The organism is Streptomyces sp. NPDC048001, assembly GCF_043203115.1.
Classification (GTDB): domain Bacteria; phylum Actinomycetota; class Actinomycetes; order Streptomycetales; family Streptomycetaceae; genus Streptomyces; species Streptomyces sanyensis.
The window spans coordinates 77218-92649 of record NZ_JBIDBN010000013.1 but is presented as its reverse complement, the minus strand read 5'-3'; the positions used below and the strand labels follow the sequence as shown (position 1 = coordinate 92649).

13 protein-coding genes are annotated in these 15432 nt (G+C 74.7%); 5 read left to right on the top strand and 8 right to left on the bottom strand.

The window, feature by feature from the left end; all coding sequences use genetic code 11:
- Positions 1–97: 97 nt before the first annotated feature.
- The gene (iolC, locus tag ACGF15_RS23835) at positions 98–1141 is read right to left on the bottom strand and encodes a 5-dehydro-2-deoxygluconokinase (RefSeq protein ID WP_345610852.1); all 1044 of its coding nucleotides are present in this window, start codon (positions 1139–1141) and stop codon (positions 98–100) included.
- Positions 1142–1265: 124 nt separating this feature from the next.
- Between iolC and ACGF15_RS23830 the strand changes: the two genes are divergently transcribed.
- From ACGF15_RS23830 to ACGF15_RS23820, 3 genes are all read left to right on the top strand, one after another.
- Positions 1266–2177 (top strand): sugar phosphate isomerase/epimerase, encoded by a 912-nt coding sequence (locus tag ACGF15_RS23830; RefSeq protein ID WP_362612639.1) that lies wholly within the window; start codon positions 1266–1268, stop codon positions 2175–2177.
- 323 nt (positions 2178–2500) lie between these two features.
- The gene (locus ACGF15_RS23825; RefSeq protein ID WP_256523191.1) at positions 2501–2698 is read left to right on the top strand and encodes an AlpA family transcriptional regulator; all 198 of its coding nucleotides are present in this window, start codon (positions 2501–2503) and stop codon (positions 2696–2698) included.
- Between the two features lie 120 nt (positions 2699–2818).
- On the top strand, positions 2819–3130 hold the full coding sequence (locus tag ACGF15_RS23820) for a heavy-metal-associated domain-containing protein (RefSeq protein WP_392801765.1): 312 nt from the start codon (positions 2819–2821) through the stop codon (positions 3128–3130).
- A 658-nt stretch (positions 3131–3788) separates the two neighbouring features.
- Here ACGF15_RS23820 and ACGF15_RS23815 read toward each other — a convergent pair.
- The 6 genes from ACGF15_RS23815 to ACGF15_RS23790 form a co-directional block, all read right to left on the bottom strand.
- On the bottom strand, positions 3789–5078 hold the full coding sequence (locus tag ACGF15_RS23815) for a citrate synthase (protein WP_345610859.1): 1290 nt from the start codon (positions 5076–5078) through the stop codon (positions 3789–3791).
- Between the two features lie 341 nt (positions 5079–5419).
- Positions 5420–7657, bottom strand: a complete 2238-nt coding sequence (locus ACGF15_RS23810) for an ATP-dependent RecD-like DNA helicase (RefSeq protein WP_345610861.1) — start codon at positions 7655–7657, stop codon at positions 5420–5422.
- 68 nt (positions 7658–7725) lie between these two features.
- On the bottom strand, positions 7726–9018 hold the full coding sequence (locus ACGF15_RS23805; RefSeq protein ID WP_392801760.1) for a phytase: 1293 nt from the start codon (positions 9016–9018) through the stop codon (positions 7726–7728).
- Between the two features lie 155 nt (positions 9019–9173).
- The gene (locus ACGF15_RS23800) at positions 9174–9971 is read right to left on the bottom strand and encodes a sugar phosphate isomerase/epimerase family protein (protein ID WP_392801943.1); all 798 of its coding nucleotides are present in this window, start codon (positions 9969–9971) and stop codon (positions 9174–9176) included.
- Between the two features lie 32 nt (positions 9972–10003).
- The gene (locus ACGF15_RS23795) at positions 10004–11158 is read right to left on the bottom strand and encodes a dihydrodipicolinate synthase family protein (protein WP_392801757.1); all 1155 of its coding nucleotides are present in this window, start codon (positions 11156–11158) and stop codon (positions 10004–10006) included.
- Positions 11155–12306, bottom strand: coding sequence for a Gfo/Idh/MocA family protein (locus ACGF15_RS23790; protein ID WP_392801754.1), 1152 nt, complete (start codon positions 12304–12306; stop codon positions 11155–11157). The genes ACGF15_RS23795 and ACGF15_RS23790 overlap by 4 nt, the downstream gene beginning before the upstream one ends.
- Positions 12307–12443: 137 nt before the next feature.
- Here ACGF15_RS23790 and ACGF15_RS23785 point away from each other — a divergent pair, with 137 nt between their 5' ends.
- A complete protein-coding gene (locus ACGF15_RS23785; protein WP_345610879.1) occupies positions 12444–13520 on the top strand; it encodes a LacI family DNA-binding transcriptional regulator in 1077 nt (358 codons plus the stop codon).
- A gap of 224 nt (positions 13521–13744) precedes the next feature.
- Positions 13745–14521 (top strand): sugar phosphate isomerase/epimerase family protein, encoded by a 777-nt coding sequence (locus tag ACGF15_RS23780; RefSeq protein WP_345610883.1) that lies wholly within the window; start codon positions 13745–13747, stop codon positions 14519–14521.
- On the opposite strand, the gene ACGF15_RS23775 is transcribed toward ACGF15_RS23780, so the two are convergent.
- Complete coding sequence (locus tag ACGF15_RS23775) at positions 14510–15400, bottom strand: EamA family transporter (protein WP_345611457.1); 891 nt, start codon at positions 15398–15400, stop codon at positions 14510–14512. The genes ACGF15_RS23780 and ACGF15_RS23775 overlap by 12 nt on opposite strands.
- Positions 15401–15432 lie beyond the last annotated feature (32 nt).

Genomic DNA, 15432 nt, shown 5'->3' with positions numbered 1-15432 from the left:
GCGGGGGCGGCGCGCGGGGGACGGGCGGCCGTCGGCGCTCCGTCGGCCCTGCCCGGTGCGCGGTCCGGGGCGTGCGGTGCGGTGGTCTCCCGCGTGCTCACGGCACCCGCTCCTCCGGCTCCGGCCGCGTCCCTCCGGCGGGGCCGGAGGGCGGGGGGATGCTGGGGTCCGGCGGGACGGGTCCTCCCGCGGCGACCTGCTCGACCTCCTCCTCGTAGGGCATCGCCGCCGAGCAGGCGAGCCGCGCGGCGACCACGGCGCCCGCGGCGTTGGCGAAGCGGACCACGCGCTCCAGGGGCCAGCCCGCCAGCAGCCCGTGGCACAGGGCGCCGCCGAACGCGTCGCCCGCGCCGAGCCCGTTCACCACCTCGACGGCGACGGGCGGGACCTCGACCCGGGTGCCGTCCCGGTGGGCGGCGAGCACGCCCCCCGGGCCCTGTTTGACGACGGCGAGTTCCACACCGGCGGCGAGCAGCGCGTCCGCGGCCGCGTGCGGCTCGCGCTCGCCGGTGGCCACCTCGCACTCCTGCGGGTTGCCGACGGCGACGGTGGCGTGGGCCAGTGCCTTGGCGTAGTGCTCCCGGGCGGCGGCGGGGTCGGGCCAGAACATCGGACGCCAGTCGAGGTCGAACACGGTGGTGCCCGAGGCGGCCCGGTGGGCGAGGGCGGCAAGCGTCGCGGTGCGGCTGGGCTCCTCGCTGAGGCCGGTGCCCGTCATCCAGAAGACACGGGCCGCGCGGATGGGTTCGCGTTCCAGCTCCCCCTCCCGGATGCACAGGTCGGGGGCGGTGGGCCGGCGGTAGAAGTAGAGCGGGAAGTGGTCCGGCGGGAAGAGCTCGCAGAAGGCGACCGGGGTGGGGAGGTCCTCGACCGAGGTGACCCAGCGGTCGTCCACCCCGAAGGCGCGCAGGGCCTCGTGGAGGTACTCGCCGAAGGGGTCCTGCCCGGTGCGGGTGATCACCGCCGTGCGCCGCCCGAGGCGGGCGGCCGCCACCGCCACGTTGGACGGCGAGCCGCCCAGGTACCTGCCGAAGGTGTCCACCTCGGCGAGCGGCACGCCGACGCGCAGCGGGTACAGGTCCACCCCGATCCGGCCCATGGTGATCACGTCGTAGCGCTGCGGGGCGTACGGCTGCGGCATGCGGGTCCCTCCGTCCGGGGGTGCACCCCGGTTCTAGCCCCCTGCGCGAACGGTGTCAATATTTTGTCCGGACATTCGGACCAAGCCTTGACACCCTGCTCCGGCGGCCGGAAGCCTGGCCGCCATGACCTCACGCGCCCCCGCACTGGACCGCATCCGGGTCGGCTCGGCCCCCGACTCCTGGGGGGTGTGGTTCCCCGACGACCCGCGGCAGGTGCCCTGGCGGCGCTTCCTCGACGAGGTGGCCCGCGCGGGGTACGAGTGGATCGAGCTCGGTCCGTACGGCTATCTCCCGAGCGACCCGGAGCGGCTGGCCGCCGAGACCTCCCGCCGGGGCCTGCGGGTGTCCGCGGGGACGGTCTTCACCGCCCTCCACCGGGGCCCGGAGGTGTGGGAGGGGACCTGGGAGCACGTCGCACGGGTCGCGGCGCTGGCCCGGGCGGTGGACGCCCGGCACCTGGTGGTCATTCCGTCCTTCTGGCGGGACGACCGGACGGGCCGGGTACTGGAGGAACGCACCCTGGACGCCGCGCAGTGGCGCGATCTGGCCCGTCAGACGGAGCGCCTGGGGCGCGAGGTGCGCGAGCGCTTCGGCCTGCGGATCGTGGTCCACCCGCACGCGGACACCCATATCGACACCGAGGAGAACGTCGCGCGGTTCCTGGACGCCACCGATCCGGAGCTGGTCTCCCTCTGCCTGGACACGGGCCACTACGCCTACTGCGGCGGGGACAGCGTGGAACTGATCAGGACCTACGGGGAGCGGATCGGCTACCTCCACCTGAAGCAGGTGGACCCGGGCGTCCTCGCCAGGGTGAGGGCCGAGGGGACGCCGTTCGGCCCGGCGGTCGCCCAGGGGGTGATGTGCGAACCGCCCGCGGGCGTGCCGGCCCTGGAGCCGGTGCTGACCGCGGCGGGCGCCCTCGGCGTGGACCTCTTCGCGATCGTCGAGCAGGACATGTACCCCTGCCCGGCGGACCGCCCGCTGCCGATCGCGGAGCGCACCCGCGCCTTCCTGCGTTCCTGCGGTGTCTGACGCGGACTCACGCGGGGCACACGGCGGCCGGCGGCTCCGCAGGCGTTGCGGGGCGGTCCCCGCGGGGCGCACGCGGGTCCGGCGGCCGGGAGGGCGCGCCACCCCGCCGGTGTACGGGTGCGACGCATCCGTCACGGTTGTACCGGACTCCTCACGGATGTCTCCGTTACGCGGGCTTTCCGTCACAGGCGGTCGACAGCCCCGCCCCCGCCGTCGCAGCCGGGCGTTCACCGGGCACAGGCTCAGTGATCACCAGCGACCCCGCGGCAGCTCCCCCGACGGCACCCCCCGCCGTGGCTGCCGCGCGCGCAGGGAGGTGCCCCATGACGGACAGAAACCTCTGGTCCTACAAGGACATCGCGGCCCACATCCGGGTGCAGCCGGAGACGGTGCGCTCCTACCGCAAACACGGACTGCTCCCGCCGCCGGACCACGTGGAGGCGGGGAAGCCGTTCTGGCGCGCGGACACCATCCGCACCTGGGTGGCCAACCGCCCCGGCAACCGGGGGCGCCGGGGGTGAGCGGCCACCCACCTCGCCCTCATACCCCCTAGGGGTATAGACTCCTCGCGGAGAGCCTCCGGAGGCCCTCCGCGGACCCGCCCACGCACCACGACGTTCCGACACCCCGAGGAGACTGCCATGACCACCGAGGCGCAGACCGACACCGCGACCGAGGCGCAGCCCGCCGGCTCCTGCTGCTCCGCCGCCCCCCGCGACGCGGCGGCGGGCGAGCCCGGCGGCGTCACCACGGTGTACCTGGTCACGGGCATGACCTGCGGCCACTGCGAGGGCGCCGTCGGCGAGGAGATCTCGGCACTGCCCGGGGTCACCTCGGTGACGGCCGAGGCGGCGACCGGGCGGGTGACGGTCGCCTCCGAGGCCCCGCTCGACGAGGCCGCCGTACGCGCGGCCGTCGACGAGGCGGGCTACGAACTGACCGGCCGCGCCTGACCGGCCGGCGCACCGGCGAAAGGGGCCGGGCGCGGGGCTCCGCGGGAGACCGCGCGGGCCCGCGTCCGGCCCCTTTCGCGCCACCGGCCGCCACACGCCGGAGCCTCCCCCGCACCCGGCCCGCACGACGCCGGGACGGCGAACTCCGGCCACGGCGGGCAATTCTTTACCGGACCTTGATGCATCCGGGCCCCCGGCACCAGCCGGGGTATCGACGCTGGTCAGCGTCGCAACCACCCCGAGAACGCACCCTTTCGCCCTGCTTTGCGACGCCCGGAGCGCCGCCGCCCCGGGCTCGAATGGGACTACAAATAGGTCACAGGACCTTCACATCGAGACGTAGATCACAGATATTTGGGGGTAACCATTCGGACTCCTCGCGAGTCTTAGTGGTCGATGCCAGAACGTCTTGGGGGACGTTCGTGGAATGTCTTGGGGGACGTTCCAGGCAAGCGTTGGCCGGGGCACGTGCCCGGGGAGCTTTGAGCGGCCCTCCCGTGCGTACGTACCCCGGCAGACCGCAGGGAGCATCCGCTCCCGCAGACGCCCGGCCGGATCCCGTGGGGGGAATCCGCTCGGGGATATGGGAAGCGCCCCGTCTCCGACCCGTGGGGGGATCGGCGGCGGGGCGCTTCTCGCGTACGGCGCGGGTGCGGCCTCAGCGGGCCTCGACCGGAACGAAGTCACGCAGGACCTCACCGGTGTAGATCTGGCGCGGGCGGCCGATGCGCGAACCCGGCTCCTTGATCATCTCGTGCCACTGGGCGATCCAGCCCGGCAGGCGGCCGAGGGCGAACAGCACGGTGAACATCTCGGTCGGGAAGCCCATCGCCCGGTAGATCAGACCCGTGTAGAAGTCGACGTTCGGGTACAGGTTGCGCTGCACGAAGTACTCGTCGGAGAGCGCGTGCTCCTCCAGCTTCAGCGCGATGTCCAGCAGCTCGTCGGACTTGCCGAGGGCGGAGAGGACGTCGTGGGCGGCCGCCTTGATGATCTTGGCGCGCGGGTCGAAGGACTTGTACACCCGGTGGCCGAAGCCCATCAGGCGGACGCCGTCCTCCTTGTTCTTCACCTTGTTGATGAAGGACTCGACATTGCCGCCGTCGGCCCGGATGCCCTCCAGCATCTCCAGCACCGACTGGTTGGCACCGCCGTGCAGCGGACCCCACAGGGCGCTGATGCCGGCGGAGATCGAGGCGAACATGTTCGCCTGCGAGGAGCCGACCAGGCGCACGGTGGAGGTGGAGCAGTTCTGCTCGTGGTCCGCGTGCAGGATCAGCAGCTTGTCCAGCGCGGAGACGACCACCGGGTCGAGCTCGTACTCCTGCGCGGGGACCGAGAAGGTCATGCGGAGGAAGTTCTCCACATAGCCGAGGTCGTTGCGCGGGTAGACGAACGGGTGGCCGATCGACTTCTTGTAGGCGTAGGCGGCGATCGTCGGCAGCTTGGCCAGCAGCCGGATCGTCGACAGGTGGCGCTGCTCCTCGTCGAAGGGGTTGTGGCTGTCCTGGTAGAACGTGGACAGCGCACTGACCACGGAGGACAGCATCGCCATCGGGTGGGCGTCGCGCGGGAAGCCCTGGAAGAAGCGCTTGACGTCCTCGTGCAGCAGGGTGTGCTGCGTGATCTCGTTCTTGAACGCGGCGAGCTCGTCGACGGTCGGCAGCTCGCCGTTGATCAGCAGCGACGCGACCTCCAGGAAGGTCGAGCGCTCCGCCAGCTGCTCGATCGGGTAGCCGCGGTAGCGCAGGATGCCCTGCTCGCCGTCGAGGTAGGTGATCGCGGATTTATAGGCGGCGGTGTTGCCGTAGCCGCTGTCCAGGGTCACCAGACCGGTCTGGGCTCGGAGCTTCCCGATGTCGAAGCCCTTGTCACCGACGGTGCTCTCGACCACCGGGTAGGTGTATTCACCGTCCGCGTACCGCAGTACTACAGAGTTGTCGCTCACGTCATCCCTCACCGACGTAGTGCCTCTACTTCGAGGTGCCCTGACTGTCTCTACCATCCCCCATTTGGCTCAGGAGAGTGCACTCGGGGTCGACCATTGGGCCCGCCGGCGGCACTCAGTGCCGCCAACCTGCTCATCTTGCCCCCTTCGCCCCGGTTCTGAAAGCCGGGGTGGGGTCGGGGTGGTGTTTCCCACCCTGCTACGCCGCCGAACCGCCCGCCCCGCGGGGCGTCGCCGACCGGGCGCGGCACCGCGCCCGCCACCGCCCGGCGGGGCGCTCCGACGGGGCGTACCGGCGGGGTGGCACGGGGTGCGCCGCCGGGGGGTGGCACGGGGTGCGCTCAGCCCAGGCGGTGGTCGAGCGCGGTGTGGCGGCGCCCGGCGGAGACCGTCCGCACGGCCTGGCCCAGCGCCCGCCGCGAGCCGACCAGCACCACCAGCCCCTTCGCCCTGGTGACGGCCGTGTAGAGGAGGTTGCGCTGCAGCATCATCCAGGCACCCGTGGTGACCGGGACGACCACGGCCGGGTACTCGCTGCCCTGGGAGCGGTGGATGGTGACGGCGTAGGCGTGGGCCAGCTCGTCGAGCTCGTCGAAGTCGTAGGGCACCTCCTCGTCCTCGTCGGTGAGCACCGTGAGGCGCTGGTCGTCGGTGCTCAGCGAGGTCACCACCCCCACGGTGCCGTTGAAGACGCCGTTGCGGCCCTTCTCGTAGTTGTTGCGGACCTGGGTGACCTTGTCGCCCACGCGGAAGACCCGGCCGCCGAAGCGCTTCTCCGGCAGATCGGGACGGGCCGGGGTGATCGCCTGCTGGAGGAGTCCGTTGAGGGTGCCCGCGCCGGCCGGGCCTCGGTGCATCGGCGCCAGGACCTGCACGTCCCGGCGGGCGTCGAGACCGAAGGTGGCCGGGATGCGGCGGGCGGCCACGTCGACCGCCAGGCGCCCGGCCTCCTCCGTCTCCTCGGCGACGAACAGGAAGAAGTCCTTCAGGCCGGTGGTCACCGGCGGCAGGCCCTCGTTGATCCGGTGGGCGTTGGTCACCACCCCGGACTCCCGGGCCTGGCGGAAGATCCGGGTGAGCCGCACGCTCGGCACCGGGCCGCCCTCCGCGAGCAGGTCGCGCAGCACCTCCCCGGCACCGACGCTGGGCAGCTGGTCCACGTCGCCCACCAGCAGCAGGTGGGCTCCCGTGGCCACCGCCTTGACCAGCTTGTTGGCGAGCAGCAGGTCCAGCATGGACGCCTCGTCCACGACGATCAGGTCCGCGTCGAGCGGCCGGTCCCGGTCGAAGGCCGCGTCGCCGCCCGGCTTCAGCTCCAGCAGCCGGTGGACGGTGGACGCCTCGGCACCCGTCAGCTCGGCCAGCCGCTTGGCCGCCCGGCCGGTGGGCGCCGCGAGGACCACCGTGGCCTTCTTGGCCCGGGCCAGTTCCACGATCGAGCGCACGGTGAAGGACTTGCCGCAGCCGGGACCACCGGTGAGCACCGCCACCCTGCTGGTCAGCGCGAGCTTGACGGCGTCCTGCTGCTCGGGGGCGAGTTCCGCCCCGGTGCGCCGCGCCAGCCAGCCCAGGGCCCTGTCCCAGTCCACGTCCTGGAACGCGGGCATCCGGTCCTCCTCGGCGCGCAGCAGCCGGCGCACCTGGCCCGCCAGGGACAGCTCCGCACGGTGGAAGGGCACCAGGTAGACGGCGGTGACGGGCTCCCCGCCCTCCGGCCCCGGCACCTTCTCGCGCACCACCCCCTCCTCGTCGGCGGCCAGTTCGGCGAGGCAGTCGATGACCAGCCCGGCGTCGACCTGGAGGAGCTTCACGGAGTCCGCGATCAGCCGCTCCTCGGGAAGGAAGCAGTGCCCCTGGTCGGTGGACTGCGACAGGGCGTACCGGAGGCCGGCCTTGACCCGGTCGGGGCTGTCGTGCGGGATGCCCACGGCCTGCGCGATCCGGTCGGCGGTCAGGAAGCCGATGCCCCACACGTCGGCGGCGAGCCGGTAGGGCTGGTTGCGCACCACGGAGATCGAGGCGTCGCCGTACTTCTTGTAGATGCGCACCGCGATGGAGGTGGAGACGCCGACCCCCTGGAGGAAGACCATGACCTCCTTGATCGCCTTCTGCTCCTCCCAGGCCGCGCCGATGAGCGCCGTGCGCTTGGGGCCGAGACCGGGCACCTCGACGAGCCGTGCGGGCTCCTGCTCGATCACCTCCAGCGTGTCCGTGCCGAAGTGGTCGACGATCCGCTCGGCGATCCTCGGCCCGATGCCCTTGATCAGCCCGGAGCCGAGGTAGCGGCGGATGCCCTGGACCGTCGCCGGCAGCACGGTGGTGTAGTTCTCCACCGTGAACTGCCGGCCGTACTGGGGGTGGGAGCCCCAGCGGCCCTCCATCCGCAGCGACTCGCCGACCTGCGCGCCGAGCAGCGACCCGACGACCGTGAGCAGCTCGCCCGCGCCGCGGCCGGTGTCGACGCGGGCGACGGTGTAGCCGTTCTCCTCGTTGGCGTAGGTGATGCGCTCCAGCACGCCTTCGAGGACGGCAGGGGTGAAGCCCGGTGCGTCTGCCGGGCGGGTCGCCGGTGTGGACATGGCCCGACGCTACCGCCCGGCGCGGACACCCCGGGTGCCCTGCGGAGGCTCCCGGCGCCCGGCGCCGGTCACAGGCCCGTGCGCCGCAGCACCTCGCCGAGGTCGACGAACTTCAGGTTGGTGCCCTCGCGTTCGGCGGTGTCGTCGTGGCCGTCCTGGACGACCAGCAGGCCGTGCGGGTAGGCGCGGCCGAGCGGGGCGCCGAGGACGGCGGCCCCGTCGCACTCCTCGGAGCCGTCGACGCCGCGTCCGGGCGCCACCCGGAACCCGGCCGCGTACGGGGTGCGGGGGCCGGTGTCCCTGCGGTAGACCGCGAAGGTGTCGTCGCCCTGGCTGGAGGCGAGCAGGTAGCGGCGGCCGTCGCGGCCGGTGAGCAGGGTCAACCCCTCGACGTCGGCGGCCAGCCGGGTGCCGCCGAAGCCCGGGTCGGCACCGGGCAGGCACTCCCCGGTCTCCTCGTCGTGGACCGCGGGCACGCCGAACTCCCGGACCCGGTCCACGAGTCGGGGCGCACCTCCGAGGTCGGCGCGCATCCGCCAGATGCCCACGTCCTCCTGGGCGGCGTAGAGCGTGCCGGTGGCGGGGTCGACGACCATGCCCTCCACCTGGGGCAGCTCGCCCGGGTCGCCGCAGGGGGTCCAGGAGGTGCCGTCCGGGAGCCGGAAGGCGGCGGGGAGGCGCAGGGTGCGGACCGGGCGGTAGGAGACCGTTCCGGAGGGGGTGGGAAGCAGTTCCAGCAGCGCGATCTCGGTCCGCTCCCGTCGGCTGACCAGGGCGTAGGAGCGGTGGGAGCGGCGGTCGGTCCAGGTGGCGAGCCCGTAGGCGGTGCGCTGCTCGTTGGCCTCGTCCTGGTCAGCGGAGAAGATCCGCGGCGCGGCGGGGTCGGTGACATCGCGGAGCGGGGCGGCCCCCTCCCCCGGTGCGATCCAGTGGACGCGCAGCCGGTCGCCGCCGCGGTCGGTGGTGACGGCCACGTCCGCGCGCCCGCCGGGCAGGCGCAGACCGTGCACCAGGTCGACGTTGTTGAAGCGGCCCGGGGCGTCGCCGGGGCGGGCGGGCACGGGCGCGGGCAGGGACTGCACGAGCCGGGCCGCGAGGTCGTAGACGCGCAGGCCGCCCTCCTTGGCGGTGGCGATCACGAGGCTCCGCCCGGGGTCCCGGGGGTTGCGCCAGATCGCCGGGTCGTCGGCGTCGGCGTTGCCGCCCTCCTCGTCGTCGTACAGCGTCGGCGTCTCGGCCCGCGGGTGGACGGACGGCAGCGGCGCGCCGGGGTGCGCGCTCGCGGAGGCGGGGGCGGTCAGGGCCGCGAGGGCCGTGCCGAGGGCGAGTACGCCGGAGCACAGGGAGCGGGTCCGCTTCACGGAGGGTCCTCACTGTCGGGTGCACGTCAGGTGCCGTGCGTGAGGGTGGCGCCCCGGCATGGCCGCCGGGCGTACGGGGCACCACGACCGCGTGGTGCCCCGGTGAACGGCGCGCGGGGGGCGGCGGTGCGCGCGGGCCGGGGACCCGGACCCGGTCAGAGCACGCAGTCCGTGAACCGCCCCGCCGTCTCCGCCAGCACCTCCGCCCCGTCCCTGCCCCACAGGCCGTCGCTGAACAGCTCCACCTCGAACGGACCGCGCCAGCCGGCCGCCTCCACCCGCTCCCGCCAGGCCCGCAGATCGACCGCCCCGTCGCCCAACTGGCCCCGGCCCGTGAGCACCCCGGCGGGCAGCGGGGTCGTCCAGTCGGCGAACTGGACGGCGTGCAGCCGCCCCGCGGCGCCCGCGCGGGCCACCGCCGCCGGGGCGCGGTCGTCCCACCAGACGTGGTACGTGTCCACCACCACGCCGACCCGGTCCGCCGGGAAGCGCTCCGCCAGGTCGAGCGCCTGGTCGAGGGTGGAGACCACGGACCGGTCGGCGGCGAACATCGGGTGCAGGGGCTCCACGGCCAGGCGGACGCCCCGCTCGCCCGCGTACGGGGCGAGGACGGCCAGGCACTCGGCGATCCGCTCCCGGGCCGCGGCCAGGTCCCGGCTGCCGGGGGGCAGGCCGCCCGGGACCAGGACCAGCGTGTCCGTGCCCAGCGCCGCCGCCTCGTCCACCGCGGCCCGGTTGTCGTCCAGGGCGCGCGCCCGGCCAGCGGGGTCGGCGGCGGTCAGGAAGCCGCCGCGGCACAGCGAGGTGACGGTGAGTCCGGCGTCCCGGACCAGCTTCGCCGTCGCCGCGAGGCCGTGCTCGGCGACCGGTTCGCGCCACAGCCCCACGGCGGGCACCCCGAGGGTGACGCAGGCCTCGACGAGGGCCGGCACCGTCAGCTGCCTCACGGTCATCTGGTTGATGCTCAGGCGGGACAGTGCGCCGCTCACCGCGGGACTCCGTGGATGTCGAGCAGCAGGGACAGGCGGCGCTCGGCGAGCGCCGGGTCCGGGAACAGGCCGAGTCCGTCGGCGAGTTCGTAGGCGCGGGCCAGGTGAGGCAGGGACCGGGCCGACTGGAGGCCGCCGACCATGGTGAAGTGCGACTGGTGCCCCGCCAGCCAGGCCAGGAACACGACTCCGGTCTTGTAGAAGCGGGTCGGGGGCCGGAAGAGGTGGCGGGAGAGGGCGACGGTCGGGTCGAGGCGCTCGCGGAAGCCGGCCGTGTCCCCCGCGTCCAGGGAGCGCACCGCCTCCGCCGCCAGCGGGCCCAGCGGGTCGAAGGCGCCGAGCAGCGCATGGCTGAACCCCGCCTGGTCGCCGGCGATCAGCTCCGGGTAGTGGAGGTCGTCACCCGTGTAGCAGCGCACGCCCCGCGGCAGGCGGCGGCGCAGGGCGATCTCCCGCCCGGCGTCCAGCAGGGACACCTTGACGCCGTCGACCTTGTCCGGGTGGGCGCCGACGACCTGGAGGAACGTGTCCGTGGCGGTGTCCAGGTCGCCGGAGCCCCAGTAGCCCTCCAGCGCCGGGTCGAAGACCGGGCCGAGCCAGTGCAGGATCACCGGCTCCGACGCCTGGCGCAGCAGCCCCCCGTAGATGTCGAGGTAGTGCTCCGGCGAGCGCGCGGCGGCGGCCAGGGCGCGGGAGGCCATCAGCACCGGCCGCGCCCCGGCCGACTCGACCAGCGCGAGCTGCTCCTCGTACGCGGCGCGCACCTCGGCGAGGGTGGCGGCGCCGGTGAGCTGGTCGGTGCCCGCCCCGCAGACGATCGTGCCGCCCGCCGCCCGCGCCTCCGCGGCGGAGCGGCGGATCAGCTCGGCCGCCCCCGGCCAGTCGAGCCCCATGCCCCGCTGGGCGGTGTCCATCGCCTCGGCGACGCCCAGGCCGTGCTCCCACAGGTGGCGGCGGAAGGCGAGGGTGGCGTCCCAGTCGATCGCGGCGGGGTCGCCGGGAGCGGTGTCGGCGAGCGGATCGGCGACCACATGGGCGGCGGCGAGCACCGCACGGGAGGCGGGCGGCGGACCGGGGAGCGGCCGCCGCGGGGCGGGGCACGGCTCGTGGCGGTGCAGCGTGCCGTCCGCCCGGGGCAGCAGGACGGTCACAGCACCAGCTCCGGGACCTCGACGCGGCGCCCCTCGGCGGAGCTGAGCAGGCCGAGTTCGGCGAGCTGCACCCCCCGGGCACCCGCCAGGAGGTCCCAGCGGTAGGGCGTGCCGAGCACCACATGGCGCAGGAAGGCCTCCCACTGCACCGTGAAGGCGTTGCCGAACTCCTCGTTGTCCGGGACCTCCTGCCACTGCTCGCGGAAACGGTCCCCCGTGGGCAGGTCGGGGTTCCAGACCGGCTTCGGGGTCGTGGCGCGGTGCTGGATCCGGCAGCCGTGCAGCCCCGCCACGGCCGAACCGTGGGTGCCGTCGACCTGGAGCTCCAGCAGCTCCTCGCGGTGGACCCGCACCGCCCAGGAGGAGTTGATCTGCGCGACGGCCCCGCCCCGGAGCTCGAAGATGCCGTAGACGGCGTCGTCGGCGGTCGCGTCGTAGGGCCGGCCGCGCTCGTCGATGCGGCGGGGCACATGGGTGGCGGTGCGGGCCGTGACGGCGGTGACCCGGCCGAACAGCTCGTGCAGGACGTACTCCCAGTGCGGGAGCATGTCGGCGGTGATGCCGCCGCCGTCCCCGGCGCGGTAGTTCCAGGACGGGCGCTGGGCCTGCTGCCAGTCGCCCTCGAAGACCCAGTAGCCGAACTCGCCGCGCACGGACAGGACGCGGCCGAAGAAGCCGCCGTCGACCAGGCGCTTCAGCTTCCGCAGACCGGGCAGGAAGATCTTGTCCTGGACGACCCCGTGGCGGACCCCGGCGCGGTCCGCGAGGCGGGCCAGGTCCAGGGCGCCCGCGAGGTCGAGTGCGGTCGGCTTCTCGGTGTAGAGGTGCTTCCCTGCGGCGACGGCCCGTTTGAGGGCCTCGGGCCGTGCCGCGGTCGCCTGGGCGTCGAAGTAGACCTCGACGCTGTCGTCGGCGAGCACGGCGTCGAGGTCGGTGGAGGTCTCGGCCAGCCCGTGGCGGGCGGCGATCTCGCGCAGGGCGTCCGCGCGGCGGCCGACCAACACGGGTTCGGGCCACAGGACGTCGCCGCCGCCGAGGTCCAGGCCGCCCTGTTCGCGCAGGGCGAGGAGGGAGCGCACCAGATGCTGCCGGTAGCCCATCCGCCCGGTGACCCCGTTCATGGCGATACGCACGGTCCTGCGTGCCATGGGCCGCCTCCCATTTCCTCTCGGAATTACCCGGGTTCCCTCGATATGAGGCCAGCAAGCGCTTTCTACGCGATATGAAGCTAGCCTGCCGACAGCGGCCGGACAAGGGGCCGCTCCCGACCCTGCGGAGGACAGCGATGACAGTCACCCTGGCGGATGTGGCGGCACGCGCCCGGGTGTCCCCGGCGACCGTGTCCCGGGTGCTGAACGGCAACTACCCGGTCGCCACGGCCACCCGCGAGCGGGTGCTGCGGGCCGTCGACGACCTCGACTACGTGCTCAACGGCCCGGCCAGTTCGCTCGCCGCCGCCACCTCCGACCTGGTCGGCGTCCTCGTCCACGACCTCGCCGACCCCTTCTTCGGCATCATGGCGGGCGCCGCGCAGAGCGAGATCGGCGGGCAGGAGGGGACCGGGCGGGCGGGCGGCGAGAAGCTGGCGGTGGTCTGCAGCACCGGAGGGTCCCCCGAGCGCGAACTGACCTACCTCACCCTGCTCCAGCGCCAGCGGGCGGCGGCCGTGGTGCTGACCGGAGGCGCGGTGGAGGACCCCGCGCACACCGCGGCGATGACCGCCAAGCTCGGCAGGCTGGCCGCGGCCGGTACCCGGATCGTGCTGTGCGGGCGGCCCCCGCTGCCGGAGCCGGACCAGGCGGTCGCCGCCCTCGCCTTCGACAACCTCGGCGGCGGACGTCGCCTGACGGAGCATCTGGTCGCGCTCGGGCACCGGCGCATCGGCTATATCGCCGGGCCCGTGGGCCGCACCACCACCCGGCACCGGATGCAGGGCCACCGGGCCGCCCTGGCGGCGGCCGGGCTCGGCGGCGGGGCGGCCGAGCAGGACCGGCTGACCGTGCACGGCCCGTACGACCGCCGCTCCGGCTACGACGCCGCCGGCGAGCTGCTGCGCCGGGAGCCCGCGCTGACCGCGATCGTGGCCGCCAACGACACGGTCGCCCTCGGGGCCTGCGCGGCCCTGCGCGACCGGGGGCTGCGGGTGCCCGAGGACGTCTCCGTCGCGGGCTTCGACGACCTGCCCTTCTCGGCGGACGCGGTACCGGCGCTGACCACGGTGCGCCTGCCGCTCGTCGAGGCGGGGGCGCGCGCCGGGCGGCTGGCCATGGGCCGGGAGGCCCCGCCACCGGGCGGGATCGCGACCGTCCCGGCGGACCTGGTGGTCAGGGCCTCGACGGCCCGCCCGCCGGGCGGCGGCTGAGCCCCCGCCGGGGCCCGCCTCCCCGGGCTCGCGCCGCGCCGGGCGCGCCTCCGGGCGCACCGTGAGCGGGGAGACGCACCGCGAGACCGCGCCCGGTCCGGGCGCATCAGGCAGGCGGGGCCGGGGAGGAACCGGGTCCGGGCGCGTGAGGCCGGGGCGGAAAGGGAAGGCGCACCGGGGGATGCCCCGATGCCCGCCGTCCCGCACCCCGCGGAGGAGCCACCGTGAAACTCGCCTTCTCGACCCTCGGCGTGCCCGCCATGCCCCTCGCCGACGTCGCCGCGCTGGCCGCGGGGACGGGGTACGACGGGGTGGAGCTGCGCACCCACCCGGAGGAGCCCGTGCACCCGGACCTCAGCGCGCCCGAACGGCAGCGCGTCCGGGCGGAGTTCGCGCGGGCCGGGGTGGAGGTCCTGTGCCTGGCGGGCTACGTCCGGGTCGCCGCCCCGGGCGAGGACGGCCCGGTGCTGACCGGACTCGACCGGCTGGTGCGCCTCGCCGGGGACCTCGGGGCCCCCTTCGTACGGGTCTTCCCCGGCGCCGAGGGAGCCGACCCGGCCGAGGCGGACGCGGCCGCCGCCCGGCGGCTCGGCGCGGCGGCGGAGACGGCGGCGGGCCTCGGCGTGCGGATCCTGCTGGAGACGCACGACTCGCACCGCACGGGCGCGGACGTCTCACGGGTCCTCGGCACCGTGGGGCACCGCCACGCGGGTGCCCTGTGGGACGTGCTGCACACCTGGCTGGGCGGGGAGCCGCCGCGCACCTCGGCCGCCTGCCTGGGCCCGTTCCTCGGCTACGTCCAGGTCAAGGACGTCGCCTCGGCCGAGGACCCGGCGCCCGTGCCCCTCGGCACCGGGGTGCTCCCGCTGGCCGAGTGCCTGTCCCTGGCGGACGGGGACGGCTGGGTGAGCTGGGAGTACGAGAAGCGCTGGTTCAAGGCGGCCCCGGAGCTCCCCGGGCTGCTGGTGGCGGGCCGGGAGCAGCTGCGCTCACTGCGGTGAGTCCCCCGGGGAGCGGCGCGCGGGGCGGGCGCCGCCGAAGGAGGTCAGCGCGACGCCGCCGACCAGCAGCGCGGCGGCGCACCAGCGCAGCGGGCCGACCCCCTCGCCCAGGAGGAGCGCGGCCGAGGACATGCCGAACACGGGGACCAGCAGCGAGAACGGGGCCACCGAGGAGGCGGGGTGGTGGCGCATCAGGAAGCCCCACGCCCCGAAGCCGAAGACGGTGGTGACCCAGGCGACGTAGACCACGACCCCGGCCCCGGTCCAGTCCAGCGAGCGCAGCGCCTCGAGGTCGCGCTCGGGGCCCTCCAGGAGCAGGGAGAGGCCCAGCAGCGGCAGCACCGGCACGGTGCTCACCCACACCATGAAGCCGAGCGCGTCGGGCGGCGCGGCCCGGCGGGTGAGGACGTTGGAGACGCCCCAGCAGGCGGCCGCGGCGATCACCAGCAGAAAGCCGGTGAACGTGCCGGAGCCGCCCTCGTCGTAGGCGGCCAGGCCGATCCCTCCCGCGGCCACGGCCATCCCCGCCCAGCGGGCCGGTCCGGGGCGCTCGCCGAGCGCGGCGAAGGCGAACAGGGCGGTGAACACCGCCTGGACCTGGAGGACCAGCGAGGAGAGCCCGGCCGGGGCTCCCTGGTCCATGCCCGTGAACAGCAGCCCGAACTTGGCGACGCCGAGCACCAGTCCCACGCCCACGATCCAGCGCCACCCGACCGTGGGGCGGCCGACGAGGAAGACCGCGGGGACGGCGGCGGCGAGGAAGCGCAGCGCCGAGAAGAGCAGCGGCGGGAAGTGGTCGAGCCCTATCTCGATGACGACGAAGTTGACGCCCCACACGGCCGCGACCGCCGCGGCCAGTGCCACATGGGAGAGGGGCATCCGGCCGCCCGGTGCGGGGGCGGCGGCCGGGG